We start from the raw sequence: 23,567 nt of genomic DNA, 5'->3' as shown, positions 1-23,567 counted from the left end.
CTTCCTTACGGGGTGGAGTACGCGGAACGCCACGTGGCGCGCGCAGTAGGTGCGCCGGTCGACGACGAACCGGAGAGGATGAGGGTGTACTTGCCGGGCGGCAGGGACGCATCGGGGAGCAGCGTCGACGTGCGGGTCAGCGCCGCGATCTGGTTGCCGTTGCGCAGCACGGTCTGCCGGCCAGGGCGGGTATCGATCGTCAGCGTCTCGTCGTACTTCAGTGACGCCGCCGACGTGAACCGGAACCGGCCGGGAACCTCAACTGTCGGGTTGAGGATCGGGCCCTGAATCGTGACCACCGGCCACGTCGCCGACTCACCACCGACGGTGAACGTGTTCGCTGCGGTCGTGTACCCGCGAGCGACCAGCGGCTCCTTCAGCCCGTCGAACAGCAGCTGCCCGCCGTTCACGGTGAACAATCCGCCACTGCCCGACACCGGGGTGAGCGCTCCCGGCGAGTACAGACCAGACCCAGCCGATGCTTCGACGAGCTGACCCGTCGCGAACAGCCCGGACGCGGGCGCAGTCTCGACGACGCCGTAGTTCTCGCCGATGGCGTACTGCCGCGACACGAGCCCACCGGACTGCGAGATGGCGAGCGGCACCTGAATGTAGTCCTCCGGGCCGTACCACAGCTTGTCCGCCTGCCGGAAAGACGCCTCGAAGGTCATCATCTTCGCCTCGGGATGCACTTCCGACGGTGCGATCTTCCGGGGGCGACCGAACGCCGATCGCCCCCGCTCCGAGATCAGTTCCGCAAGCGCACCCGGTACCGCCCGGAGGCCCGCAGCGTCCCAGTACGCGCCGAGCATGCCCGCCCGGTCAGCGAGCTTCTGCTCGGTCGCTCCGACGATCCCGAAGGACAGTCCGATCGTGCGACCACCGTGGAAGTCCTGACCGAACTGGGTGCCGTCCGTGCGCGCGTTGTCGGTGTCGTCGACCGCGATGTCGTAGTCGGCGACCTCCGGCGGGGTCCGCAGGTAGATCCCCGACTCGTTCGTGAACGTGACGTCGACCCCGGGGTAGACGAGCCGCCATGGACCGGGCATCAGTGGCTCCCTTGGATCTTCGCTTTGTACTGGAACCAGGCGTCGTCGAAGTCCTGCCGCTGGTTGCCGGAGGAGACGAACTGCGGCGCGAAAGTGGTCGAGTTGCCACCTCCCGAGCTGCCGGGTGCCTGGGCGTAGACGATCTGCGGAGGAGTGGGCACGTACGTCGGGGTGCCGCCGCGTACGTCGCCGTCCGCGAACGCCTGCAGTCGGCGACCGGTCTCCTCCCAGATCGCGAGGGACCGGGTCCGCTTCGACGCGGCGAGCGGGATGTACGCCTCCCCGCCGGTCTCGGGCTCGGCCCACATGCGCCACGCCCCAGCCGGGGCGATCTGCGCGACGTGGTTCTCGCTGAACCCACCATCGGCGTAGAAGTCCATGACGCCGCCGTTCGCCTGGCGGGCGACCTGCTGCGTCGGACCGGACCCCGTGCGGACCTCGGTGATGTTGTTCACCGTGGAGAGGCGGATCACGCGGCCGTCGTACCGACCGATCAGGGTTGTCAGCGCGGTCTCGGCCTGCCCCGTCGAAGCGAGAATCTTGATCTGCTTCTCGGACGGCAGCTGGAACACGCGGTCGGCGAGCTTCTTCACCTCACCGGCGTTGAACCCTGCAGCGGTCGCGGACTCGATGAACTTCTGCCGCTGCTTCGCGAGGGTGCTCGCGTACTTCTCGGCAGCGTCCTTCGAGCTCATCGTCGACTGGTCGACGGCGTACTGCTTCGACGCGGCCTCCTGAGCTTTACCTGCGAGGTCCGCCAGCATCGACGCGTTGCTGGAACCGATAGCGGTGTTCTGGTTGAGCGACGTCGTGTACCCATCGGTGCTCTTCTGCTGCTCAGCGACCTGGCCAGCGAGACCAGCGAGCGCCTCCTGGTAGGAAGCGTTCGCACTGATGGCGTCCTGGTTGACGTCGTTGACCGCTTCGAACTGGGAAATCAGCTGCTGCAGCTGGTTCGACAGATCCTCGACCTGGCTGGCTTCCGCCTGGTACTGCTCAGCGACGCTCTTCGCGGTCTCGCCGGAATCTTCGTTCGCGGCACTCAGATCGTCCCAAGCGTCAGACCCCTGCTCGACTGATCCGCGGACCTTGTCGAGCGCCAGACCAGCCGTGTTCGCCTTGCCGGTGAACATGTTGAAGCCGGATGCAACCTTGAGGAACTCGTTGTCGCCGCCGAGCTTCTTCTGCACGTTCTCGTACGCATCGCCGCCGGCGAGGACGGCGTCGGTGAGCTCCTTCTGGCTAACACCAGCCTTCTTCGCCGCGTCGAACAAGCCCTCGTCTGAGAGCTGCTTCGCTACTGCAGCTCGGCTGTACTTGGTGATCGCGCCCGTCTGCTCATCGAGGGTCTCGGTGAACGCGTCGGCGGCGGCCTTCTGCTCGGCGAGAATGGCGAGGCCCGACGAGATACCGAACGCGAGCGCTGAGATAGCCAGACCTGCGACACCTGCGGCGGCAGCAGCGCCACGCATGCTGATGCCCATTGTCGCGAGCTGCGCCTTGAGTGCTGCGATCTTCGGGACAGCGATGAGCGCGCCGCCGCCGACGAGGCCGACACCAGCCGCGAGGGCAGTCACGGCGACGCCAGCGGCGAGGACGGGCTGCGGGAGCGCGTTGATGCCGTCGACGAGGAACGTGGCGGTCTGAACGAGGGATCGGAGGTTACCGTTCGCCGCGGACCCGGACTGGATCAGTGCCGTGTCGAACGCGCCGCCGAGCTTCTCGACGTCACCCTTGAGGTTGTCGAGCTTGAGGCGGGCGGTCTCCGCGGCGTACCCGTTGTCGTTGACCTTGCCAGTCCACTCAGCGATGCCGTCAGCACCCTCGCTGTAGAGGACGTTCGCGGCACGCACAGCGTCGTTGCCGAAGATCTGCGCGAGAGCCGCGTTGCGCTGCTCGTCGGACAGGCTGCCGAGCTTGTCCTCGAGCTGCGCGGCGATGCCACCGAACGAGAGCATCTTGCCCGACGAGTCGTACACGTCGATGCCGTACTGCTTCATGATCCCGCGCGCCTTGTCGGACGGGTTCTGCAGCGCGATGATCGCGGTCTTCAGCGACGTGCCCGCGTCAGAGCCGAGAAGGCCAGCGGACGCGAATGCTGCAAGGGTGCCCGTGGTCTCCTCGATGGAGAACCCCGCCTGCGACGCAACGAGGCCACCCTGGTTGAGTGCCTGCGCGAGGTCCTTCACGCTGCCCTGCGCCTTGCCGGCTCCGGCGGAGAGGAGGTCCGCGATGTGCGGAACCTCCGAACCCTTCTCGTTGAACTGCGTCATCGCCGTCGCGGCGATCTGCGCAGCGTCGGCGACCTCGAGCTCACCGGCGGAGGCCAGGTCGAGCGCACCAGAAAGTCCACCGTTGAGGATGTCAGCGGTGCTGACACCGGCCTTGGAAAGCTCCTCGATGCCGTTCGCGGCCTGCGTGGCGGTGAACACCGTGCTCGCGCCGGCATCGATCGCCGCGTCGCGAAGCTGGTTCATCTCCGTCACGGACGAATGCGTTGCCGCCTGCACCGACGACATCGCGGCGTCGAACTCGGCGTACTTCGCGACGGCGAGACCCACCGCAGCCGCGGCTACCGCTCCGAACGCAAGCGACGCACGGCCAAGACCCTCGATGGCCTCGCGCTTCTGGCCCAGCTTCTCGGTCTCAGAACCAAGCTCGCGGGTCTTCTTCGCGGCCTGGTCAAAACCGGAGATGTAGCCGGAGACTTCTGCGACAAGGGAGGTCTTGACCGTACGGTTCGCCACAGGACGCTCCCTTGTTCAGTTGTCTGCTAGTCGTCGACGACCTTCTGGACCGTCCAGTGCTTCGCGGCCTTCTCGGCGTCGCTCAGCTGCTTGCCCCACCGCTCGAAGTAGCGGTCACGCGCCGTGTTGATCGCGAGCTGCGCGTAGTCGGTGACGCCGTTCTCGGTCGCTTCGTAGTGCCAGCCGCCATCGACGGATGGACTGCCCTGCGGGTCCATCGCTTCGGACATCGGCTGACCATGCGGCCCGCGGTCGGTCCGGTCGCGGATGTGCGCCAAAAGCAGCTCACGCTGCTCGGCATCGAACTCCGGCTCACGAGTCGTCGTGGTGCCGATGAGACGGCCGTCGACGTCGTAGTGGTGCTCAGCGAACTCGCGCGGCTCCCACCCCCAGAGGCGTCGCGGTGCGACGCCGATCTCGAGGGCTAGTTGGAGGTGTTCGCGGAGTCCGCGAGCTCTTTTCCCGCGGCCTCGATCGCCTGCTGCGGGCCGTACTCGTTGAGGAACCAGATCGCGCTGGTGATGCGCTTGAAGTCGTGGCCGGTGACGACCTTGAAGAGCGTCTCCCACTCATTGACGCGTTCCGCGGTCGGGTCCTCCGGGTCGAACGGGTCGACGCGGAGCGGGCGCTCCTCATCCCCGTCGAGGAGGACACCGGACTGCATCGCAGCGCCCTTCGTGAGGGTGCGGATGTTGTAGCCGTACTTCGTGTCGATGAGCACGCCGGGCCGCGGGACGTGACGGTCGGTCTCCGCCGCCCAAGCCAGGCCATCCATCGCACGGAAACGGAGCGTGTGGGGCTTCTTGTTGAGGAGGACGCGAACGTCGACGTACTCATCCTCGGGAGTCTGCGCAGCTGCGAGGTCTTCTTCGAAAGTGGTCATGGGATCCGCCGTTCCTTCCGCCGTAGGTGGGACCTGACCGGGGCGCGGCGGACGCCCCGGTCAGGGATCAGGGGAAGACCGTCAGGCGACGGTCTTGACGCGCCGCTGGACGACGTCGTTGATGAACTGCGTCTGCTCGATGAGGTCGACGCCGTTCTCGGTGGGGGCAGCCTCACGCTGCGTACCGGCGATGAACGGGATGACAGTGACCGTCTGGCCGGCCGCCCAGTCGACCTCGTTGCTGATGCCCTTGCGGCGCACGAACCAGCCCGCGGTGTCCTTCGGCAGCAGCACCGCGGCCGACTTCGGGTCGGTCGAGTCGACGTACTTGTTCGTGAGGGTGTCGGTCTCCTTGCCCGGCCGAGACAGGTCCTGCGGCAGCGTGTACCGCTTGTCCTCGACGGTCGCCTGCGTGGTGCCGTGGTCGAAGCCGTCCGGGGTGAACGAGTACGTCATGTTGATCGCCGTCGTCGCCTTCAGCACGGCGGCCGAGAGCGGGTTGACCGTGCTCCCGTCCGTGGGAGCCGGGACGAACGTGATCTTGTGGCGGCCGTCGGATGCGATGGACGCCGGGCGGGGGTCAGTGGTGGGGGGCATTCGAGCTCCTTGCTCTGTTGGGGATGCCGGTTGCCCGGCGGCATGACCCGCGGCGCGGGTGGAATGAAGAAAGCCCCCGCGTCAGGCGGAGGCTTCGGGTTCGGTCACCAGTTCCCAGGTGGAAGGGATCCAGTAGAGCGGTGGGTCGAGGTCGGCGTCGTACTGCATCTCGGCGGACTCGTCGTCGGTTCGCATCGGCCGGCAGGTGCGTCCGGCGATCGTCGGCGTCCAGCCGAGCAGCTGCGCGGTGATTGCGTCGTCGAGCTCGCCGGCGTCCTTCGGGTCGATCGATGTGGCGTGCAGGGTGAACCGATACCGCTCGAGGTCCTGACGTCCTCCGTAGCGCGCTTCGGTACGCCGAGGCGTGCCGACCCAAGCGGTCACGTACCGGGTGCGGGGCTTGCCGGCGGGGTCCTTCGTCGCGTTTCCCTGGAACACCCGTGGGGTGAGGTCGGGGTGCTCGCGGAGGTGGCCGAGGACAGCGTCGACGTGTGCGGAGCGGCTCATAGGATCGTGTTCCTCCCAGAGGCGATGGAACGAACGATGCCGCCGAAGGTCAGAGCGCGCTCGGCTTTCTCGAGCGCCGCGACGAGGAGCTCCTCGAACTGCTCGGAGTGCGCTTCCAGGGCGGAGTCGCCGTAATGGCGGGGCGCGAACTTCGGGGAGCCGTACTCGACGATATTCCCGAGCGCGCCCTGCCGGCGGTTCTTGTCCGGGCCGATTTCACAGCTGAGGACCGTGGAGCCGAAGCCCTGAAAGCTGGTGAAGTCGTAGCCGATCGAGTCCGGGTACGACGCCATCCCCTTGATGCCTGATGCGGCTTCCCGCCAGTCGTCGCGGACGTCGATCGCGGTGGTCTCGACGGCGTCGCGGACGTACAGCCCAGCAGAGGAGGCCACTTCGCCGAGGGCTGCCGCGAGGTCGTGGATGGCACTGTCGTCCATCGTGATGCCGTTGCCCATCAGGAGACCATCTGGACGGGCAGCCGGCGGGCGGTGGCGTCGGTGTCGAAGTGCAGGCCGGTCACGCGGACGGTCTTGCCGAGCAGTGCAGGGTCGAGGTCGTCGCCGGGGTCGGCCGAGGGGATGAAGAGTGCAAGGTCGCCGATGCGGATCTCGGTGGAGGTGGCGACGGGCAGCGACAGGACGGATGCCTGCCCGGTGAGGAGTTGTCCGGCGGCGTCGATGTCGGAGGTGACGGCGGAGTTGCTGCGGAGGCGGCACTTGCCCTCGTAGATCGTCACGAGGGGCGTGTGCAGTTCCCCGTCGGGGCCCTTGACGGGGTCGCCGGAGGCCCGCTGTACGCGGCAGGTGGAATGCATGCGGTCTTCGGCCATCTTGCGGCCGCGCTTGGTCATCCGTGTCGTGCGCACAGCGGGCTCCGTTCAGTACCAGGGGAACTCGACGCCAGGTGTGGGGGTCGGTACCCGTCCGGGAGCAGCGGGTGCTGCTTCTCGGGTGGTGCTCACCGTGCCGAGTCCGCCGAAAGCCTGCCCGGCGCGGTGGGCGGCGAGTAGACGACGTTCTGATGCGGTGAGGTATGCGCCGGCCTCGTCGACCTTCCACCCGTCGGTGGCGTCGTCGATGCCGCCGGTGGTCTGCGCTTCGCGGTTGTCGTACACACGGCCGGCGCAGTACAGCGTGACCAGTTGCACGTCGTCGGGGATGTCGTCGACGAGGGTGCCGTCCTCCTTCGCCCACGTCCTCCCGGTCTCGTTGCGGACCAGGGAGGACGCGAGGCGGAGGCAGAGCGCGGCGCGCTTGGCGTCGGCGGTGCCCTCGGCGATCGTCTCGTTGAGCCAGTCGCCGAGGTCGGAGACCCCGGCGAGAGTCGCCGGGGTCCCCATTAGGCGGCCAGGGTCGCCGAGACAGCCCGCTTGGCGTCGAGGGTCTTGGCACCGTAGAAGGTGTCCACGACCGACTGGTCCTCGAGCTGCAGCGGGTTGTAGTGCTGGATCCAGCGCAGGGAGTAGCCGTCCTGCGCGACGGTGGCGGACTTCGCCGCTCCCTCCGGCTGCCGCGAGGGGCGCGTCACGTGAGCGAACGCGTCCTTGTGGTAGCCGATGCCGAAGTCGTCCGGCAGGGTCGGGTCAGCGACGATCTCGAAGCCGAACAGGCGGCCGATGGTCGCGTTCCGGAGGGTGTCCCCGGAGCCGGACTCGTTGACCTTCTGCAGGAGCTCGTCCTGCAGCGCGGCGGCCTCCATGCCCGGGCCGACGGCGAAGGTGCGGTTCGCCGCCGGCACCTTCCGGTCGTTGAGGACCTGGCGGGCCTTGATCAGCGCGGTGCGGAAGTTGGACCCGTCCTGCGCGACCGTCGGGATCGCGGCGTCGGTGGCGATGGCGACCATTTCCGCCACGAGCGGGGCCGCGAGCTCGTCGACGACGGACTCGGCCTGCGGGATGAGGACCTGCTGGGTGAGGTCCTTGAGGGTGAAGGTCGCGAAGTCGTCCGGCAGACGGACGGCGTTGTAGACCTGGTTCTCGAGGGTGACCGGGAACCACTTCTGGTCGAGGTCGTTGAACTGGATCGCGTCGCGGGCGGTGCGGTTGGCCTTGGTGTAGACCTTCGCCTTGCCGGCGGTGACCGGGCCGAGGACGTTGACGGTCTGCCCGACGCCTGCGACGAACTCCTGGGAGAAGTCCTGCCGGACGGTGCGGGGCAGCAGCGTCAGGTAGCGCAGGGACGCCAGCGTGGCGCGGGCGGCCTGCTCCGGGGTGTAGAGGGTGTTGGCCACGATGGCCCCTTTCTGGTGGTGTTGGTCACGCCGCCCGGGGTGGGTGCGTGGTTACCGGCGGAAGGCGTCCGCGGCGAACTTGTCGAGGTCCGCGGTCGGGTCGCCGGCGTCGTTGCTGTTGCCGCTGCCGGGGCGCAGCTGCTCGCGCGGCTGGCCCGACGGCGGGCGGCCGCCGTCCTTGCCGAACATCTCCAGCAGCTCCTCGGCGTCCTGCAGGAGCTCCTCCTCGGTGGTGCCGGAGAGGCGCTTCATCAGGGACTCGGGCAGGCCGTGCTTGACGGCGACACGCAGCTTGAGGTTCTCGGCCTCCAGGGTCGTTACCTTCTGAGCGCTGTCCTTGTTCGCCTCGGCTGCCTGCTCCGCCTTCGTCGCTCGGTCACGGAGGTTCTTGGCCTCCGAGTTGAGCTTGCGGATCTTGCCGAGCGCCTTGTCGGAGTCGAACTTGTCGCCCTTCTCGTCCGGGTCCTCGGGATCCTTCGGGTCGGCCGGTTCGGCCGGGTCTGCAGGATCCGCGGGGTCCGCCGGGTCCGCAGGATCCGCGGGGTCGCCGGGCTTCGCGCCCTCGTCGCCGTCGATGAACCGGATGCCGCGCAGCTCGAACGGGGACTGGCCGATGCGGGCCAGGCCGTCGATCGTGCACGGGGCGAGCGTCGTTCCGGTGGTGCTCTTCATGCGTGCCCTCCTGGGGCGGTCGGGCTGCCACCAGGGCAGCGGTACCCAGCCCTGATCAGGGCTGGGTGGTCTGATTGCGGATCGCTGGCGAATCGCGGAAGGTGCTGTTCGCGCGCATTCGTGGCAGGACCGATTCTTGAGTGCGCGCTTCGCCGGCGGCGGTGGCTTGCTTCGCGGCGCGGTCGTACGCATCGATGAAGCCCTGCTCCTGTTCGTTCGGCTGCCAGGAGCCGTAGACGATCTCGGAGGTGCAGCCGCAATGGGCGTGGAAGTGCATGCCGGTGCCGCCGCCGCGGCTGGCGCGTTCGACAGAGCCATTCGCCGTGCCGGAGGACCGGTACACGGGTCCGCGGCCGCACAGCATTGCGCAGAAAGTGCAGGGGTCGCCATCAGAGACGCGTCGCCAGCCGACCGCCTGCTGGTCCTGACCGGTGGTCAGGTCGACCGTCTCGCGGCCGCCCATCAGCACCTGCCGGCGCAGCATGCCGCCGTAGCCGTTCTTCGCCCAGGCAAGGGCCGCGGATCCGCTCATTCCGGCACCGACCAGGTTCTTCACCCGGAGAGGCCCAGCGACGAGGAGGATCTGCGCGGTCAGTGCAGCGTCGAAGGTCGGCATGAGCACCGGTCCAGCACCAAGAACGCCCTCAGCGTCTCGGTAGCGGTCGATGTACGCCGCGGTCGCCGTGGCGGACTGCGCCTGGAACTGGTTCGCGAGGGCAACGTTCTCTGCAAGCCACCGGATACCAGAGCTGTCGAGGTCCGCCGGGTCAAGGTCGTTCCAGAGGACCATGCCGACCGACGCGGCGCGCGCGGCAATGGCGAGCTGACGGCGGCGGTTCGCTTCGGTGAGTGCGACCCCTTCCGCCGTCAGCGCCATCAGCTTCCGCCCTGCGCTCGAAGCGCCTGGGCGATCTGTGCCTCAGCGGACGGGTTCTCCTGCTTGTACCGGATCCAGGAATCAGCGATGTCTGGCGTGACTCCTGGGATGCGGTCCCAGAGCTTCTCCGGTGGGATCCCGAGCTGGGTGGCGAGCTTGCCGAGGGCATCGGCGGCCTGAGCCATGGACCGGGACTGGAAGTCCGTCCAGTCGACGACGACCGAGAAGTCGGCCGCGTCGTCCGCACGACCCTCGACGTGTGCGGCGAGCCGCAGCGTCTGGGCGTGGGAGTCGCCGAAGCCGACCTTCCGCTCGCTGGCCTTCATATCGAGCATCGCGCGGGCTTCGGTGATGGCGTCCGCGGAGAGGTTGATCATGTCGCCAGTGAGCGAGTGCGTCGGCGTCTGCGAGACCGCAGCGAGGGTGGCGATGTCGCGTTCCTCGGAGGCGATGAGCCCGTCGGGCTTCGTCTCGTCGAGCGTGCCGAACTCCACGCCCGTCCCGCCGGTGAGGATGTCGTTCTGGCGGAGTACCAGCTTCCGTTGGGCGGCTTCTTCCGGCGTCTTCGGGTCCTCGAGGCCGGTGGCGGTGCGCACCTTCCACGAGTTGTAGTGCTGCGCCGTCATCCGGTCGAAGCTGTCCTTGTTGATGCGCTTCGCCAGGTTGATGAACGGCTCGACCTCACCTGGGGTGCGTCCCTCGAGGTCGATCTGGTTGGAGTAGCGGATCGCGGGGGCGACGCCGACGTCGTGCACCTGGTAGTCGATGAAGGTGAGGCCGGTGTTCTCCTGGCCGAGCGTGTAGACCGCTTCCTCGTCGACGACGATCCAGTGCGCGCCCCGCTTGCGCAGGTAGTACATCGGGTACTCGTCCTCGACCGGGTCCTGGTACACCGCGTACATGTCCCGAGGGGAGCGGCCACGAATGACAGCTGCCTGCTGATTGCCCTTCTCAGCGTCGAGGACGCCGGGCATGACCGTGGTGTAGGCGTACCCGTAGCCGAGCGCGGCACGGTGGACGGCCCGCTGTCGGGACGGCATGCGGTTGTTCTGCCACGGCGTCCAGAACGCCTCGAGACTGCGGCCCGTGGTGGACCGCGCGGACTCGGCCACGAGCTGCTGCGCGACGGTGGTGACGACGAGGGACAGCCACGGGGTCTCGGAGATGTCGCGGAGCTCCTTGTGCTCCTTGTTCGCCTGGTTCGGCAGCGACACCTGCTCGGGAGACCAGCGGAGCCAGTCGTCGAGGGTCTTGAGTCGCTGCCACTCGAGCTGAGCACCCGGGATGAGGGTGCCCTGCGCGAGTTCGACGACGCTGGCGGGGGCCATCACCATACCTGTCCGCCTCTCTTCTGGTTCGAGCTGTTGAGGATGCGTCGCCGCACCATGCGGGCACCGACCATGCACACGGCGAGGTCGATCTTGTTCTTGGACTCGCGGCCGTCCTTCGCGATCGACACGTACCCCTGTACGGGGTAGCGGCGAGCGTTGAGGACGTGTCGGCGGAGGCGGGCGTCGGCGTCATGAGTGAACGTCGCCGACCGGATCTCCTCGAGGGTGAACGCGACGGCGGAGGCGAAGTCGCGGGAGTTGTCGCGGGCGGACATGTCCCACATGACCGAGTGCCCCTTGCCGCCGGCGGTGCCGGAGGCCCAGTGGCGCAGCTGCTGCCGGTACCGCTGGTGCCAGACGTCGAACAGCGGGTCCCAGTAGCGGTCCATCGTTTCGTCGTCGAGCGTGTGCGAGGGGTCTCCGAAGAAGCCGATCACCCGGTACCGATCGAAGGCGAACTGCACCTTCGCGTCGACGTCCTCGCGGGGAGTCAGCCAGCCGTCACCACGCTTGCCGGGCGGGCGCTGCCACATGCCGACCGTGAACACGTGCCCGTCGGTCATGCGGCATCCGACGAGCGCAGTCGCGTCGTCGGACTTCGAGCAGTCGAGGAACAGCACGACCTCGTCGCCATGCTCGACGACCACTTCCGGGTCGCCGAGTGGGTCGAACTCCGCCGGCTCTGTCCATGCGTCCTCGGCTGCGACGATCTGGTTGTACCACTTGCGCCGGGACTCGCTTGGGGTGTTCGCCGGGTTCGCGATCGACTTCTTGATGCGCCCTTCGGCGTCGAGCCAGACCGCGTCACCGCGAACAGCCTTGACGACCGAGGGAGCGGCGTCGAGGGTGAGCGGCGCTTCTGGCGGGGCTTCGAGCGAGTCGTACAGGACACCGAAGTCCTCGAACGATGCGTTCTCGCCAACGGTCTGCTCATACGCCTCGCGGGCGCGCTGTCCGACCGAGTCCTCACCGGGTCGGTACGCGTTGCAGATGTCCAGCATGCGGGCAGGCGAGCCAACTTCCGACTTCGCCGCGTTGCCCTCGATTGCGCCGGCCATCGCGTGGCCGCCGTTCGAGCTGTTCCAGTTCTGCGTCTCGTTCCGGACGATGAGCGAAGGACGGCCACCTTCGATCGCCATGACCGACGCGGTGACCGCTTCGATCTGGCGGGTGTCGCCCATGCCCCAGACGTTCTGCCGGCCGACCTGGACCCCATAGCGGCGACGCGCTTCGGCGCTGATCAGCGACGGGAACAGCTTCATCGTGTTCTGCGTCTGCTGCTGCGAGACGGCGACCATCTGCACCCACGCGTTGGGGTTCTCGCGGCCGATCGGTCGGTCGCCCTCCCACCGGTCGAACAGCGTCGGGCCGAAGAGATGTCCGACGCCGAGCGTTGCGGCGACGGGGTCCTTGCCCCAGCCCTTGAGGCGCTGCAGCACAGCGGAGTGGTAGCTGAACTCGCCCTGCTCATCGAGGGCGAAGAACCAGAGCAGGAACCGAGCCTGCTCAGGCGTGTACTGCCACGGGCCCTTCTTGCCGCGCAGCCACACGCCACACCAGGACAGGAACTCCCAGCCGAGCGTCACCGGCGGCAACGACCAGCCGCTGTCGGTCCAGTCCCAGGTCGGCCCGATCTTCGTAGGCTCCCAGTCGAGGTCCGCCGGCGGCGGGGTCCGCTCGAGCATGTCGCGGTACCAAGCCTCGATCTCTCGGTACTCGCTGGTCTCGGTGGTCAGCTGGGCGGCGGCGTTACGCGGTCGTGCCATACGGCACGGCCCATCGCGAGTTCGCCGCAGCACGGTTCTGGTTCGGTGCCGACTCCGCCCCCGCGGGGACGTCGAGGTCAGGGAGCTTCAGCGCGCGGAGGAGGGACGCCTGCGTGGCACGGTGCTGACGCAGCTCGGGGAGTAACGGGTGCGTGACCATCTGCCCCATCGACCCAGAGACGACCATCGGCTGCCCGTCGAGCTCACCCTCCATCTTCACGATGAGGTCCGCTTCGGCGCACGCAGAGCGGAGCACCTCGAGTTCGTCCTGGCGGAGATCGTAGACCGCGACCGTCTCCTTCCAGAGCTTCCGGCCGGCAGTCTTGAGACTGCGGGGCACGGCAGGCTTGGCTGGTGCGGTCATGGTGCCCTCCGGGGACGCGTGTGCGCCACCAGGGCGCGGGCTACAGCGTCGGCACGCGGAGTGCGGCGAGACGCAGCGGGGCGGTGCCGAAGCGGTTGCCCGTGAGTGCGATGTAGCGGCCGGTCGAGTAGAACTCGATCGCGCGCTGACCATCGCGGAAGTTGCGGCCGGCGGCCTCGTCGAGGCGGCCGAAGATGTGGAGTCCGTGACCGGACCGGGACACCTCGATGTAGGTGCCGGGGTTGGCATCCACGACTTCCTGCGCCCAGGGAGCGAGACCACCGTCGGTGATGCAGTGGTCGAGGTCGATGCAGCCGATGCCCGCACCGAGGACGAAGCCGATGCCCTCACCCTTGGCGGAGGCTGCCGCCTCGGCGTGTGTTGACCAGGTTGCGGCGTTCGTTGACGATGCCGCGCGGCCGGTGACGGTGATGGGTCGCTTGGTGCTGGTGAAGCGGACGAAGCGGTGCTGCTGCTTCATCTCCGCCGGCAGTTCACCGGCGCTCTTGGCCCGCCGATGTGCCCGAAGACGGCACTTTGACCCGCAGAAACGGGCACCCTCGCGCAGCAGTCGCAGCGAAGCGCCGCACTCCTCGCACCCGGTGATCACCATGCTCCGATTCTACCCGATGAAACGGATAAATGGCGGAAGTAAGCGGAAGGAGTGCACCCGAGCCGAGGCTCGATCGGGTCCGGTCGGGGGCTAGTTTCGGGGCCATTTCGGCTCTGACCGGGGCTTTTCCGTCGCGAAAAACAGAGAAGCGGCGCACGCAGGACGAGAATTGCTATCCGGCGGTTTGCGCCAACTCCGCGAGGGGAGTACCCCCCACCCCTGCTCAGAGAGGCGGCAGATGGGGCACAGGGAGCGCTTCGAGTGACCTGTGAGGGGGCTCGTGCACTTCGACCTGTGCGCCATCCTACCGACCCGAGGCGGCCGAGGGCTAGTCCTCGTCGTCGCCCTCGCTGTCGACGTAGCCCTGCTGGCGCAGGTACTCGGCCGCACCGGGGGTGACGGTGATGGTGGCACCCGACTTGTGACCGCCGACTTCCTTGCTGAGCGTCACCTCTTCGGTGGTCGACGGTGCGACGAGGTTGAACCGCTCGATCGCCTGCGCCTTCTCCTCGTCGGTCATCGGCGTGGTGTTGTCGCCGCTCTCGGTGTTGACGGGCTGGGTGGTCTTGCGTGGTGCAGCCATCGGGCTACTTCCTTCCGGGGTGTCGTTCGGTGGGACGGTGCCGAAGCTCAGCACGATCACGGTTGCGGTCGGCGGACTCGCGTGCGGTCTTCGCTCGGTGGCATGGTCCGGACAGCCATTGCAGGTTGTCGATGCTGTGGTCGTCGCCTTGCACGACGTGGTCGCAGTCGGTGCCGATGCCGTCACAGCGACGATCGTGGGGCGACGCTTCGCACTTGCCCTCAGCCCTGGCCTTGACCTGCTTCTTGAGCTGTGGCCAGTTGCGCGGGAGACGGAAGCGGCGGTCGCTGGTGGACCACGGCATGACGGCTACTCGACCGGCAGGTACGCGACGGTGCCGTCGGTCAGCATGACGTCGACGCCGATGACCTTGCCTGCCGTTCGCTTGACGTCGAATCGATCGACCTCAGCGGTGGTCTTGTACCCGTTGGCCTTGAGCAGCGCGCGGATCTCGGAGAGCTTCACGCTCAGCTCCTGTCTTCGAGTGCGTCGTACACGGCTTCGACTGCGGCGATGAGTGGTGCTGGTGTGTTGACTTGCCAGGGGTAGATGGGTGCGCCGTGGTTGTCGTAGCCGATGGGTTCGGGTGCGCGGTTGGATCGGGTTCGGTGTGCGCTGATGCCGGGGTCGTCCACGTTGACGCTCCTGGTTGACGTGGTCGGCCGTCCTCGTCCGGGCTCCGCATGCCAGCGCGGCTAACCTCGGGGGTCTCGGCCTGAGTGGTCCCGCATCGAGCGCCAACCCGAATGGACTCGATGCGGAAGGGGATCCCCGAGCTCGACGCAGCAAGACGATGAGGTGCGTGTCTGCGGGCCGGGGAAGTCGAACCGCTCTTTGGTGACCCGGGAGCAGTACAGACCGGGTGGGTGGTCCGGCAGCCTGCCGGCGTGGTTCCCGGCGACCGGGAAGTGTTACTCGTCGGACCCGTAGGCCTGGTCGCGTGCTCGTCGGAACGTGCGGATCAGCCGGTTCAGTCCTGACCGGTCGTAGCTCACGCCGTTGATCAGGACCGGCTCGTCCTGTTCGATGAACTCGCTGTTGACCCCGCCTCCCCACCAGGTGATGGTCAGGGCGGGTTCGGTGCCGGTCGGTCCGTAGAAGGTTTCCTTGGGCATATTGACCCCTTTCGCTAGCCCGCATCACGCGGGGCAACCTGGCATCGCGCCAGGTAGCTGGTGGGGCCCCGCTGACGGTGGGCTAGTCCGGTCGCCGTTCAGGCCTGGACGCGACGACGCGTCAGTGCGCCATCCCTGGCGGCCTTGATTGTCGCGGGCGGCGCATCTGCCAGCCTCGCTCAGCATCCGGGTGGCTCTTGGCCTGCTCCCGGATACGCAAAATGCCCGCCGGTTCTACCGGGCGGGCATGCGATGTCACGGTCATTATAGGCACGGTTTGAACATCCGCGCATCTATGCGGATCGGCGTGGCGTCGGGTGGCGCGTCCGCCTTCCAGCAGGTGCAGCCCTCGTCGCTGGTCCCGCCGTTCAGGTCCCAGACGGCGCAGAGGTCGTCGTGCTGCTGAGCGGCGATCACGGCACTCAACCGGTCGGTGATGGCGCGTTCATCGTTCGCGAGCCGCTTCCAGGTGTCTGACTGTTCCTGCCAGAACGACGGATCGTTTTTCGCGAGCTCCTTCCGCAACCGGTCCACCTCGTCAGCGGCGGCAATGATGCGTTCGGCTCGCGCTCGTTGCTGTGGGCCGATGTCGGAGATTGCGTCGAGTACGTCAGCGGACCGCCTCATCGTCTCGCCGTCGCCTCGCAGCGCGTCCGTGTCCACCGGGTCAGTCATGAAGCACCCCACACTTCGGCGGCAGCTTGCGCGAGTCCGCAGATGACGACCCATACGAGCGCAACCAGCCCGAGTGCGAACACGGGACTTTCTGCCAATTTCTTGCGGTCACTCATCACGGTCCTCCTGGGGTGCGGTGTCGGCTCCGTAGCGTCGGTTCCAGTTGCGCTGCATCACGTCTTCGATTCGGTCGGAGTGGGGTGCGATGTCGGCGGTGAGGATGGCGTGCAACTCATACAGACGTCGATACGCGTTAGCAGGCATGTCCTCAGTGCTGCTGAGCACACCGAACAACTCGGCCCGCACCGCTTCGAGTTGGTCGGCGGCGGCGCGGAGAGCGGTCATCACGTCCGTGACGAACACGTAGTCGTAGTCACTGTCGCCTTGCAGCTTTTCGGCATCGTCTGCCAGCGCGCGCATCTGCTCCGGGGTCATGCCAGCTCCTTCGCCGTCGATACGACTGCCGAAAGGGGAACGAGTTCGCCGCGACAGTGCTTCGCACACACCGGGTATGCGGTGCGCTGGTCGGGGTCGATGCGTACAGCCACTGCGACGACATCGCATGGTTCGTACATGCCGTGGAACGTGATGCCCTCGTTGCACGTGTCGGGCATGTCCACGGCTTCGGCCAGGTTCTCGTACTGCTCCGGGGTGGGGGCGGTCATGGTGTGCTCTTCTCTGCTCGGTGTTCGTGGTCCCGGATGCGCTTCTGACGCCAGAGCCCTCGGAGCTCGTCGGCGTTGACGTACACGATGCCGTCCGCGGTTTGCGTGGGCAGGTGGTCGTGTTGGATGTACCGGTTCAGCGTCTGCGGTGTGATGCGCAACTCACTGGCGGCTTGCTTCTTCGTCCACCACTCGGACGGTTCGGGTGCGTACTCGACGCGCATGTCGCCGAGGATGCGTCGAACGTCTCTGTCTCGGAGCAGCGCAGCAGTGTCGCCTTCGTATCCGCAGTGGTTGCAGGTGAGGGTGAAGTCGTCGAGTTGGTCAGATGACCAGTCGACGCCCATCTCGGGTTCGTCGCACAGCGGGCAGGGGCGGGGCAGCACGGGGCGCATCCCTCGACTGGTGCGGGGGAACTTGCCGTGCAGGTCGCGGATGATCTGCGACACGTCGGTGAAGTATTCGCCGGCTTGCTGGTGGCGGAGGATATTGTCCTGGTGCAGGAGCAGCCATGTGGTGAGGTTCTGCACGAGGAGCCCGGCACCTTCCGCGGTGACGCCGGCGCGGAAGCCTTGCACTTCGCGTTCGTTGGACCAGGCGTACGTCGCGGTGACGGGTGCCGGGATGACGAGTTCGACGGACCAGTAGCCGATCCAGTTGAGCAGTTGCGCGTACACGGAGTCGGACTCGTCAACAGCGTCGATGCGGAACGGTGCGGGTGGTTCCTTCGACCCGCCTCGGGGCTGCCCATCGCTGCGTTGCGCACCGGCGGGGACCATGAGGGTGCGCACGTACGCGACGAGCCCAGGAGCCTCGTGGAGCCGCTTGCGTGCTCGTAGTGCCGACAGGGACAGCAGGACGGTGGGATCGACGCTCACGTCGGCGTCCAGGGGCCGCGCTGTGGTGATTGTGTCGGTCATGGCTATTCCTTCCCGCGGCGCTTGCCGCTGGTTTCTGGTTCGTCCACGCCGCAGTCGATGCAGATGCGGGTGTCCTTCGTCGGGCCGATGTGCGCGAAGTAGTGCGGGCCGCCGTCGGAGCCGGGGCAACCGGACCCTGACTCCATCGAGCAGATCGTGACGCCGCCGGTCATCGCTGCACCCCCTGGTGCTCGATCAGTGCCCGGCACCACTTCTGCGCGACCGCGGACACCTGGATCAGCTCGTCGAAGAGCTTCTCTGGGTCGTCCTCAGCCAGAGCCTCGAAGTGCTCCTCTACGAGGATGTGGCGGTAGGTCACGTCCCCTGCCGCAGTGGCGAGGTCGCACTCACTCTTTGCCCAGTCGGCGATCTCAGCGGCTTGGTTGTCCTCGCTGATCGAGTAGTCGTCGTGGATGCCCTTGATCGGGTACCAGCGGGGGCCGGTTCCGTTCGGCAGGTCCTTCGGCTCGCCCCACCGGGCGTCCTGGCGGGAGCGCTCCTCGAGAACCAATCGGCTGACGTGGGCGTCGATGGCGGTGTCGGTCATCTCGTGTTCCTCCTCTGGGAACGACCACGGCGAGCTCTCCGTTGTCGGAGGGCTCGCCGTGGTGGGGTGGGTTGGTTGTTCGGGGTGGGTGTCACGTGGTCGGGGTGGGTGGAGTCACGTCGCGGATCGACACTTCCGAGGCCGTGAACGTCGTCCCCGGTGCCATGTCGGCGATGCTCGGCGTCTGTAGGCCCGGGAGCGCGCGTCGTTCGCCGTACTCGTTGACCAGTCCGAGGCTGCAGGACGGGTGCTGAACGAGGAACGAGCGTGCGTTGCCCTCGAAGTGCCCAGTGCCGGTCGAGTAGTCGTCGGCGTCGACCGGGCGCTGCTGCGCGAGCTCGACACCCGCTCGGTACGCGCCGTCGTCGGTGTGCTGCGTGAACTCGTCGGCCGACTGCAGCGCTGGCGTGTGGTCCAGGCACTCGAAGTACCAGTACGTGCTCATGTGGTGATCCCTTCTTCGTTGAGGGTGTGTTCGATGATGTGGACGCCGTGGGGTGTGATGTCGCCGGAGTCGGTGAGCATGCGGAGTAGCGCGTCTAGGCGGCGGCGGGTTGCTGCTGTGATGTCAGCCATCAGAACGGGGTCTCCTGGTCACTGATCGGCGCGGTGGACCATGCGTCCTGTGCGCCTGCTTGCAGTGCGTTCCATGTTTCGGTCGGCTTGGCGGGCGCGGGAGCCGTGTTCGGCGCTCCCTGGCCACGCTGGCCGCCCTGCGATCGGGTCACCGTGGCGGTCGCGAACCGCAGCGACGGGCCGATCTCGTCGACCTCGAGCTCGATGCTGGTCCGCTGCTGGCCTTCCCGGTCCTGGTAGGACCGCTGACGGAGGCGACCCTGCGCGATGACACGGGATCCCTTCGTCAGCGAGCCGGCGACGTGTTCCGCGAAGTCACGCCACACGGACGCGCGGAGGAAGAGGGCGTCGCCGTCCTTCCACTCGTTCGCCTGCTTGTCGAACACCTTCGGGGTCGACGCGATCGTGAAGCCCGCGACCGCGAGCCCGTTCTGCGTGTACCTGAGCTCCGGATCGGCGGTCAGGTTGCCGACGACTGTGATGACGGTCTCGCCGCTCATACGGATGCCTCCTCGGCGGTGATGTGCTCGGGGAGCACGTACGCGGGGTTCTGGTTCATGTCGAAAGCGACGAGGTACACGGGGAAGAAGTCGATGCTGTGGAGGTACGCGGGATCCTCGTATCCGCCGTTCTCGTACCAGCCGTTCGACAGCGTGCGCTTGCCGACGATCACCCCGTTGTCGACAGCGGCGGCCTGCGGACGCCAGAATCGCCACTGTGCGTACCCGGACACGTTCCTGCTGGAGCCAGTGCGGGTGTCCTCTCGCTTCTCGCGGAGCCGCTTGAGGGTGTGGCTGAACTGGACGTGCTGTCCCAGTTGCAGTGCAGGCTCGATGCGCTTGCTCATGCTGCGTTCCGTTCTGCGGCGGTTGCCGCTTGTCTCTGCGAGTACGACCGGATGGCCGCCTCGATGTCGTCGTCTGCTGCCGGCTGGCCGTAGCCGCGGCGCGCAATCTCGGCGTCCGCGTCGGCGTTCTGCGCTGCCCGACGTACCAACCACTCGTCGTCCGGGAGCGGCGGTGCGTGACCTGACCGGACGCGGGCCCAGTAGTCGTCGGCGAGGAACTGGTGCGCGGCCTTCATCCGCAGGTCGGTGGTGGATCCGGGGCGTTCCTCGGGGCCAGGCGGCCGGTACCGTTCCGCCTCGAGTTCAACCGGGTTGATGGATGCGATGAAATTCGACCAGGCGTCATCGTTCACGCGGGCCACCTGCTGGTACAGCGACGAACGGGCAAGCTGTGGCGTGCGTGAGTGCGCCGGACATCGCTGCAGCCCATGTGTCCGTCATGCCCCACTGGTCATCCAGGACCGGGTCTTCGCTGTGCAGGTCGCACTGCCAATACCAGACGCCGGACTCGCGCCCTGGGTACACGAACCGGCCCGATGTCGGCTTACCCGGCCATGAGGTGATCTGTACAGGGACACGCGTTTTGCCTGTCATTGCCGCACCGTGATCGTCTCGATGTGGTCGCTATGTGTCGTGCGGTAGGGCCAACACGTGAATCCGTTGTCGTTGCGCCACCCATCGGCCCAGTCCAGCGTCACGCGCTCCTTGCAACCGGGGCAGGTAATGCTGTCGCCTACACGCGCGACAACTGGCTCTTTGTCATCCATCTGCTCGTTCCTTCCGGTGCTTGGCGAGCGCTTCCTGGAACTCGGCTTCATGCGCTGCCCGGTCGAGTGTCACCGCGGCCGGTTCCAACGCGGGCCGTGACATCCGCTGCTGCCGTTCGCGGCGGTCGATGATCCGTCGTGCTGCAGCGTTGACGTGTCCCGGCTTCAGGTACTCCGTCGACTCCGTGAAGTGGAGGACCACGGCTTCCTGTGCGACGTCGAGCGTGAGGTGCGCGAGTGCCTGCTGCCAGACGACGACGGTCTCGCGTTGCACGTTCCGGTTGTCGTACGCCGCGATGACGGTGAGCAGTTTCGCGGTGTCGTTCAGGTCCATCCGTCCGCCTCCAATGCGGGTTGGTCGTCGCCGAACGTGCCGACGAGAGATGAAGCCCGCTGAGCTGCGGACGGCCGCGACGCTGGGCCCTTCGACTCCTTCGCCACACGGCGCATCCAGTTGCGCCAGGTCGCGTCCCAGTCCGTCTTGACGCCCTTCTGCCCGGGTTGTGCGATCCAGTAGTCGACGAACGATGGATGCTCGGCCTGGAAGTCGATTCCCGGCGCTTCGGATTGCATCTTCTCGATCGTTGATCGGTCAGGAACCCAATCCGAGTTGAGCCGTGATCCGCGCTTGCGCGGACGGTCTTCTTCTACCTCGTTAGAGGTAGAAGTGGGATGGGTTGGGATGGGTTGGGATGGGGGGACCGCGGCGTCGTCCGAACTCCGCCCGTCCGTCCCGGACCTGTCACGCCGTGACTTCTCCCGTGACCTACGCTTCCTTTCGGCAGCAGCATCACGATCAGCCTCAACCTGTTCACGTGTCGGCTGGTACCGATCCCAGTCATGGAATCGGTACGCGTCTTCGTCTGAAAACCACAGCGAAACCGCCACGAGTTCGTTCACAAACCGGGGCTTTGCGCGCAGAAGTGGGAGCGCATATGCGGGAATCACGCCGTCGGTGAGGTGATGCATCGACCATGAACCGGCCCGCATCCACAACGCTTGAGCGCCATCAGAGAGCTGCAGTGTCTTCGGGTGGGACCAGAATCCATCGTCCACTCTGAACCACGGCATCGTTCCTCCTTCCCGCGCTCATGCGCTGTCGTCTTCGAGGTGTGCGTACCCGTTGAGCAGGTACCGTTTCGTGGTGTTCGCTTCCTGCCCGGCGATCCGCACCCGGACGCCGCCGTCTGGGGCGACGGTGAGGACCTCGAGGAACACGGACGGGTCGGACTTGCTGACCAGCCAGTCGCCCGGCCCGACGCTGCTCACGCGGTGCCGTCCCACAGGTCGATCGGCTGCGGCAGGGACTCGTCGACCGGCGGTGTCGCCAGCTTGAGCGGTCCTCCGAGTAGCTTCACGAGCCCATCGACGGTGAGGGTGACGTACTGGTCGCCGGGCTGCCCCTTGCCGCGGCGCTTGTGGACGACGACACCGACGAGCGCGTCCGCGTTTCCGCGTTCCACTTCGGCCTCGTCGACCCACACGGCGAGTTCTTGCCGGTTGTGGTTCTTGAGCTCAAGGACGACGCGGCCGAACGGGGAGACGACGCCGGAGATGTCGCCCTTGTCCTTCGCGCCGGCGAGGGGCGCACGGTCGATGCGGTCGTCGGACATCTGCTCGGCGAGGTAGTCGGCGATGGCCCGCTCAAACGCGGTGCCCTTCTGCTTGCTGCGGCTCATGCGGGGGCCTGCGCTTCGTTGAAGGCGGTGCGGATGGCGGCGATGACGTTGGCGGGTGCGCCGGCGTCTTGTGCTGCCTGCCCGAGCTGACCGATCGCGGTTGCGTTGCTGCCGGCGAGCTGCAGTTCTCCGAGCCAGTCGCGGGCGGGCGCGGCATCGGGGAGGGGCTGAACGGTGAACGTCTTCCGCTTGCCGCGCTTCTCGAGGACGGACACCTCCACGGGGCGGTCGATGCCGCTCATGTGCGAGATCTCGAGGCCACCCACGACCTGTCCGCCGAACCTGATGTCAGGGTTGCGGTACAGGGTGAGGCGTCTGCCGATCCACACGTCGGTCTCGTCGCCCCACACGGCCCCCAGCACCTTGCGCATCGTCAGCGACGGCCGGTACGTCTTCCCCTGCACTTCGGCGACGCTGACGAGGACGGGCTGTTCCGCGGTGCCTTCGGCGGCCCCGGTGATGGTGACGGTGACGGGTGCGCCGAGGATGTCGTCGGCGTTGATCTGCTGGCTGTTGGACTGCCGCAGCTTGGAGATGTTCATAGGTGCCTCACGGTGGTGGTCTCGACGGGCCCGTACTCGTCTTCGTGTTGGTAGACGAGCCAGTTGGGCGGGCTGATGAGTTGCGGTTCGGTGGGGTAGCCGGGCCAGGTGCCGGATGCGGTGCAGGTGGCGTAGAGCTCGAGGGCTCGTTGCACGCGCGCTTCACCCATGCGTGCCCATTCGATGTCGAGCGTGTGGACGCCGACGAGGTGGGGTGCTTCGGCCTCGACAACGACGAACACGAACGGGATCCGCTGACCGAGTGCACGGAGGTAGTGCTCCTGCTGCACGTCGTAGCCGTAGTCGGCGACGGTCCTGGTGAAGCCGTCGACGGATGCGGTCTTCGCGGTGGTCTTGAGGTCCACGGCGACGGGCTGTCCGGTGAGCGACAGGTAGTCGAACCGGGCCCGCATGTCGACGCCGGTGTCCTCGTCGGTCGAGAACACGGACGTCTCGGAGTGGCCGCCGCGTTCGAAGAGGGGGCCGGCGGTCTCGTGTTTGAGGACCGCTTCGGCCATCCCGTCGATGCGGGCGGCCTGTGCAGGTGCGACGGGGGTGAGCCCGAGTGCCCGCTGTTCTTCCGCCCATGCGACCGTCGCGGCCTTCGTGCTGACTGCACCGGATGCGGTGACGTGCTCGTCGGGGTACGCGATCGTGCCCGCCCCAATACCGAGCACCTTCGTGTGCACTGCGGTGCCGACATCGAACGACTGCTTGCCGGGCTGCGGGTGCTTCTGCCAGTAGTCGAACCGGGCGGGCGAGTCGAGGATGCGTCGCGCACCGGTCGAGCTGAGCGCCGGGTGGGCGTGGTACTCGGTGTCCGGCATGTCCAGCCGGATCGTGGGTGTGTTCACCATGTGCGCATCTCCTTCTTCCACTGGCGGAGCATTAGCCAGCGGGTGAACGGCCCGGGGAGGGTGGCCCACTCGGACGGGTCGGATCTGTTCCAGCCGAGGGGGATCATGCGGGAACCTCGTCGTCCTTGTGGGGGCACTTCGTGGTGAACAGTTCGGCAA

General features: G+C 67.1%; 37 protein-coding genes. All 37 read right to left on the bottom strand.

Annotated elements, in window-relative coordinates; all coding sequences use genetic code 11:
• Positions 1-5 precede the first annotated feature (5 nt).
• Positions 6-1,049, bottom strand: coding sequence for a hypothetical protein (locus tag MXD64_RS13960; protein WP_263136633.1), 1,044 nt, complete (start codon positions 1,047-1,049; stop codon positions 6-8).
• The gene (locus MXD64_RS13955) at positions 1,049-3,796 is read right to left on the bottom strand and encodes a phage tail tape measure protein (RefSeq protein ID WP_263136632.1); all 2,748 of its coding nucleotides are present in this window, start codon (positions 3,794-3,796) and stop codon (positions 1,049-1,051) included. Before MXD64_RS13955 ends, MXD64_RS13960 begins: the two co-directional genes overlap by 1 nt.
• A gap of 26 nt (positions 3,797-3,822) precedes the next feature.
• Complete coding sequence (locus MXD64_RS13950; protein ID WP_263136631.1) at positions 3,823-4,026, bottom strand: hypothetical protein; 204 nt, start codon at positions 4,024-4,026, stop codon at positions 3,823-3,825.
• A 194-nt stretch (positions 4,027-4,220) separates the two neighbouring features.
• Positions 4,221-4,679: a hypothetical protein gene (locus MXD64_RS13945; protein ID WP_263136630.1), complete on the bottom strand. Its 459-nt coding sequence runs from the start codon at positions 4,677-4,679 to the stop codon at positions 4,221-4,223.
• Between the two features lie 81 nt (positions 4,680-4,760).
• Positions 4,761-5,276 carry a phage tail tube protein gene (locus MXD64_RS13940; protein WP_263136628.1) on the bottom strand — a complete coding sequence of 172 codons (516 nt, stop codon included), beginning with the start codon at positions 5,274-5,276 and terminating at the stop codon, positions 4,761-4,763.
• Positions 5,277-5,357: 81 nt separating this feature from the next.
• Positions 5,358-5,783 (bottom strand): tail completion protein gp17, encoded by a 426-nt coding sequence (gene gp17 / locus MXD64_RS13935; protein ID WP_263136627.1) that lies wholly within the window; start codon positions 5,781-5,783, stop codon positions 5,358-5,360.
• Entirely contained in the window at positions 5,780-6,238 is a 459-nt protein-coding gene (locus MXD64_RS13930; RefSeq protein ID WP_263136626.1) for a hypothetical protein, read from the bottom strand. The genes gp17 and MXD64_RS13930 overlap by 4 nt, the downstream gene beginning before the upstream one ends.
• Positions 6,238-6,648, bottom strand: a complete 411-nt coding sequence (locus MXD64_RS13925; RefSeq protein ID WP_263136625.1) for a DUF6093 family protein — start codon at positions 6,646-6,648, stop codon at positions 6,238-6,240. Before MXD64_RS13925 ends, MXD64_RS13930 begins: the two co-directional genes overlap by 1 nt.
• A 12-nt stretch (positions 6,649-6,660) precedes the next feature.
• Positions 6,661-7,122, bottom strand: coding sequence for a hypothetical protein (locus MXD64_RS13920; protein WP_263136624.1), 462 nt, complete (start codon positions 7,120-7,122; stop codon positions 6,661-6,663).
• Positions 7,122-8,012 (bottom strand): P22 phage major capsid protein family protein, encoded by an 891-nt coding sequence (locus tag MXD64_RS13915; RefSeq protein ID WP_263136623.1) that lies wholly within the window; start codon positions 8,010-8,012, stop codon positions 7,122-7,124. Before MXD64_RS13915 ends, MXD64_RS13920 begins: the two co-directional genes overlap by 1 nt.
• 51 nt (positions 8,013-8,063) lie before the next feature.
• Positions 8,064-8,684 carry a hypothetical protein gene (locus tag MXD64_RS13910; RefSeq protein WP_263136622.1) on the bottom strand — a complete coding sequence of 207 codons (621 nt, stop codon included), beginning with the start codon at positions 8,682-8,684 and terminating at the stop codon, positions 8,064-8,066.
• Positions 8,685-8,739: 55 nt separating this feature from the next.
• Positions 8,740-9,561, bottom strand: a complete 822-nt coding sequence (locus MXD64_RS13905; RefSeq protein WP_263136621.1) for a VG15 protein — start codon at positions 9,559-9,561, stop codon at positions 8,740-8,742.
• Positions 9,561-10,889, bottom strand: coding sequence for a phage portal protein (locus tag MXD64_RS13900; protein ID WP_263136620.1), 1,329 nt, complete (start codon positions 10,887-10,889; stop codon positions 9,561-9,563). The genes MXD64_RS13905 and MXD64_RS13900 overlap by 1 nt, the downstream gene beginning before the upstream one ends.
• Positions 10,889-12,658 (bottom strand): terminase, encoded by a 1,770-nt coding sequence (locus tag MXD64_RS13895; RefSeq protein ID WP_263136619.1) that lies wholly within the window; start codon positions 12,656-12,658, stop codon positions 10,889-10,891. The genes MXD64_RS13900 and MXD64_RS13895 overlap by 1 nt, the downstream gene beginning before the upstream one ends.
• Entirely contained in the window at positions 12,642-13,022 is a 381-nt protein-coding gene (locus tag MXD64_RS13890; protein WP_263136618.1) for a hypothetical protein, read from the bottom strand. The genes MXD64_RS13895 and MXD64_RS13890 overlap by 17 nt, the downstream gene beginning before the upstream one ends.
• A 40-nt stretch (positions 13,023-13,062) precedes the next feature.
• The gene (locus tag MXD64_RS13885) at positions 13,063-13,635 is read right to left on the bottom strand and encodes a hypothetical protein (RefSeq protein WP_263136617.1); all 573 of its coding nucleotides are present in this window, start codon (positions 13,633-13,635) and stop codon (positions 13,063-13,065) included.
• Between the two features lie 328 nt (positions 13,636-13,963).
• Entirely contained in the window at positions 13,964-14,218 is a 255-nt protein-coding gene (locus MXD64_RS13880; RefSeq protein WP_263136616.1) for a hypothetical protein, read from the bottom strand.
• Positions 14,219-14,222: 4 nt separating this feature from the next.
• Entirely contained in the window at positions 14,223-14,522 is a 300-nt protein-coding gene (locus MXD64_RS13875) for an HNH endonuclease (protein WP_263136615.1), read from the bottom strand.
• A 5-nt stretch (positions 14,523-14,527) separates the two neighbouring features.
• Positions 14,528-14,683, bottom strand: coding sequence for a hypothetical protein (locus MXD64_RS13870; protein ID WP_263136614.1), 156 nt, complete (start codon positions 14,681-14,683; stop codon positions 14,528-14,530).
• 446 nt (positions 14,684-15,129) lie between these two features.
• Positions 15,130-15,333, bottom strand: coding sequence for a hypothetical protein (locus MXD64_RS13865; protein ID WP_263136613.1), 204 nt, complete (start codon positions 15,331-15,333; stop codon positions 15,130-15,132).
• A gap of 264 nt (positions 15,334-15,597) precedes the next feature.
• The gene (locus MXD64_RS13860) at positions 15,598-16,008 is read right to left on the bottom strand and encodes a hypothetical protein (protein ID WP_263136612.1); all 411 of its coding nucleotides are present in this window, start codon (positions 16,006-16,008) and stop codon (positions 15,598-15,600) included.
• A 108-nt stretch (positions 16,009-16,116) separates the two neighbouring features.
• Entirely contained in the window at positions 16,117-16,443 is a 327-nt protein-coding gene (locus tag MXD64_RS13855) for a hypothetical protein (protein WP_263136611.1), read from the bottom strand.
• A complete protein-coding gene (locus MXD64_RS13850) occupies positions 16,440-16,673 on the bottom strand; it encodes a hypothetical protein (protein WP_263136610.1) in 234 nt (77 codons plus the stop codon). The genes MXD64_RS13855 and MXD64_RS13850 overlap by 4 nt, the downstream gene beginning before the upstream one ends.
• On the bottom strand, positions 16,670-17,593 hold the full coding sequence (locus MXD64_RS13845; protein ID WP_263136609.1) for a hypothetical protein: 924 nt from the start codon (positions 17,591-17,593) through the stop codon (positions 16,670-16,672). Before MXD64_RS13845 ends, MXD64_RS13850 begins: the two co-directional genes overlap by 4 nt.
• Positions 17,594-17,595: 2 nt before the next feature.
• A complete protein-coding gene (locus MXD64_RS13840; RefSeq protein ID WP_263136608.1) occupies positions 17,596-17,766 on the bottom strand; it encodes a hypothetical protein in 171 nt (56 codons plus the stop codon).
• Positions 17,763-18,140, bottom strand: coding sequence for a hypothetical protein (locus tag MXD64_RS13835; protein WP_263136607.1), 378 nt, complete (start codon positions 18,138-18,140; stop codon positions 17,763-17,765). Before MXD64_RS13835 ends, MXD64_RS13840 begins: the two co-directional genes overlap by 4 nt.
• 91 nt (positions 18,141-18,231) lie before the next feature.
• On the bottom strand, positions 18,232-18,585 hold the full coding sequence (locus tag MXD64_RS13830) for a hypothetical protein (protein ID WP_263136606.1): 354 nt from the start codon (positions 18,583-18,585) through the stop codon (positions 18,232-18,234).
• A complete protein-coding gene (locus MXD64_RS13825; RefSeq protein WP_263136605.1) occupies positions 18,582-18,716 on the bottom strand; it encodes a hypothetical protein in 135 nt (44 codons plus the stop codon). The genes MXD64_RS13830 and MXD64_RS13825 overlap by 4 nt, the downstream gene beginning before the upstream one ends.
• Positions 18,716-19,216, bottom strand: coding sequence for a single-stranded DNA-binding protein (locus MXD64_RS13820; RefSeq protein ID WP_263136604.1), 501 nt, complete (start codon positions 19,214-19,216; stop codon positions 18,716-18,718). The genes MXD64_RS13825 and MXD64_RS13820 overlap by 1 nt, the downstream gene beginning before the upstream one ends.
• The gene (locus tag MXD64_RS13815) at positions 19,213-19,563 is read right to left on the bottom strand and encodes a hypothetical protein (protein WP_263136603.1); all 351 of its coding nucleotides are present in this window, start codon (positions 19,561-19,563) and stop codon (positions 19,213-19,215) included. Before MXD64_RS13815 ends, MXD64_RS13820 begins: the two co-directional genes overlap by 4 nt.
• Positions 19,560-19,916: a hypothetical protein gene (locus MXD64_RS13810; protein ID WP_263136602.1), complete on the bottom strand. Its 357-nt coding sequence runs from the start codon at positions 19,914-19,916 to the stop codon at positions 19,560-19,562. The genes MXD64_RS13815 and MXD64_RS13810 overlap by 4 nt, the downstream gene beginning before the upstream one ends.
• A 406-nt stretch (positions 19,917-20,322) precedes the next feature.
• Positions 20,323-20,664 carry a hypothetical protein gene (locus MXD64_RS13805; RefSeq protein WP_263136601.1) on the bottom strand — a complete coding sequence of 114 codons (342 nt, stop codon included), beginning with the start codon at positions 20,662-20,664 and terminating at the stop codon, positions 20,323-20,325.
• Positions 20,655-20,903, bottom strand: coding sequence for a hypothetical protein (locus MXD64_RS13800; RefSeq protein ID WP_263136600.1), 249 nt, complete (start codon positions 20,901-20,903; stop codon positions 20,655-20,657). The genes MXD64_RS13805 and MXD64_RS13800 overlap by 10 nt, the downstream gene beginning before the upstream one ends.
• Before the next feature lie 516 nt (positions 20,904-21,419).
• On the bottom strand, positions 21,420-21,599 hold the full coding sequence (locus MXD64_RS13795; protein ID WP_263136599.1) for a hypothetical protein: 180 nt from the start codon (positions 21,597-21,599) through the stop codon (positions 21,420-21,422).
• Entirely contained in the window at positions 21,596-22,009 is a 414-nt protein-coding gene (locus tag MXD64_RS13790) for a hypothetical protein (RefSeq protein WP_263136598.1), read from the bottom strand. The genes MXD64_RS13795 and MXD64_RS13790 overlap by 4 nt, the downstream gene beginning before the upstream one ends.
• On the bottom strand, positions 22,006-22,551 hold the full coding sequence (locus MXD64_RS13785; protein WP_263136597.1) for a hypothetical protein: 546 nt from the start codon (positions 22,549-22,551) through the stop codon (positions 22,006-22,008). The genes MXD64_RS13790 and MXD64_RS13785 overlap by 4 nt, the downstream gene beginning before the upstream one ends.
• Positions 22,548-23,408 carry a PD-(D/E)XK nuclease-like domain-containing protein gene (locus tag MXD64_RS13780; RefSeq protein WP_263136596.1) on the bottom strand — a complete coding sequence of 287 codons (861 nt, stop codon included), beginning with the start codon at positions 23,406-23,408 and terminating at the stop codon, positions 22,548-22,550. Before MXD64_RS13780 ends, MXD64_RS13785 begins: the two co-directional genes overlap by 4 nt.
• Positions 23,409-23,567 lie beyond the last annotated feature (159 nt).

The sequence above is a fragment of the Curtobacterium sp. Arg-1 genome, from assembly GCF_025643395.1.
Classification (GTDB): domain Bacteria; phylum Actinomycetota; class Actinomycetes; order Actinomycetales; family Microbacteriaceae; genus Curtobacterium; species Curtobacterium poinsettiae.
The sequence above is the reverse complement of the archived record's forward strand: the minus strand, read 5'-3'. Positions and strand labels throughout refer to the sequence as shown.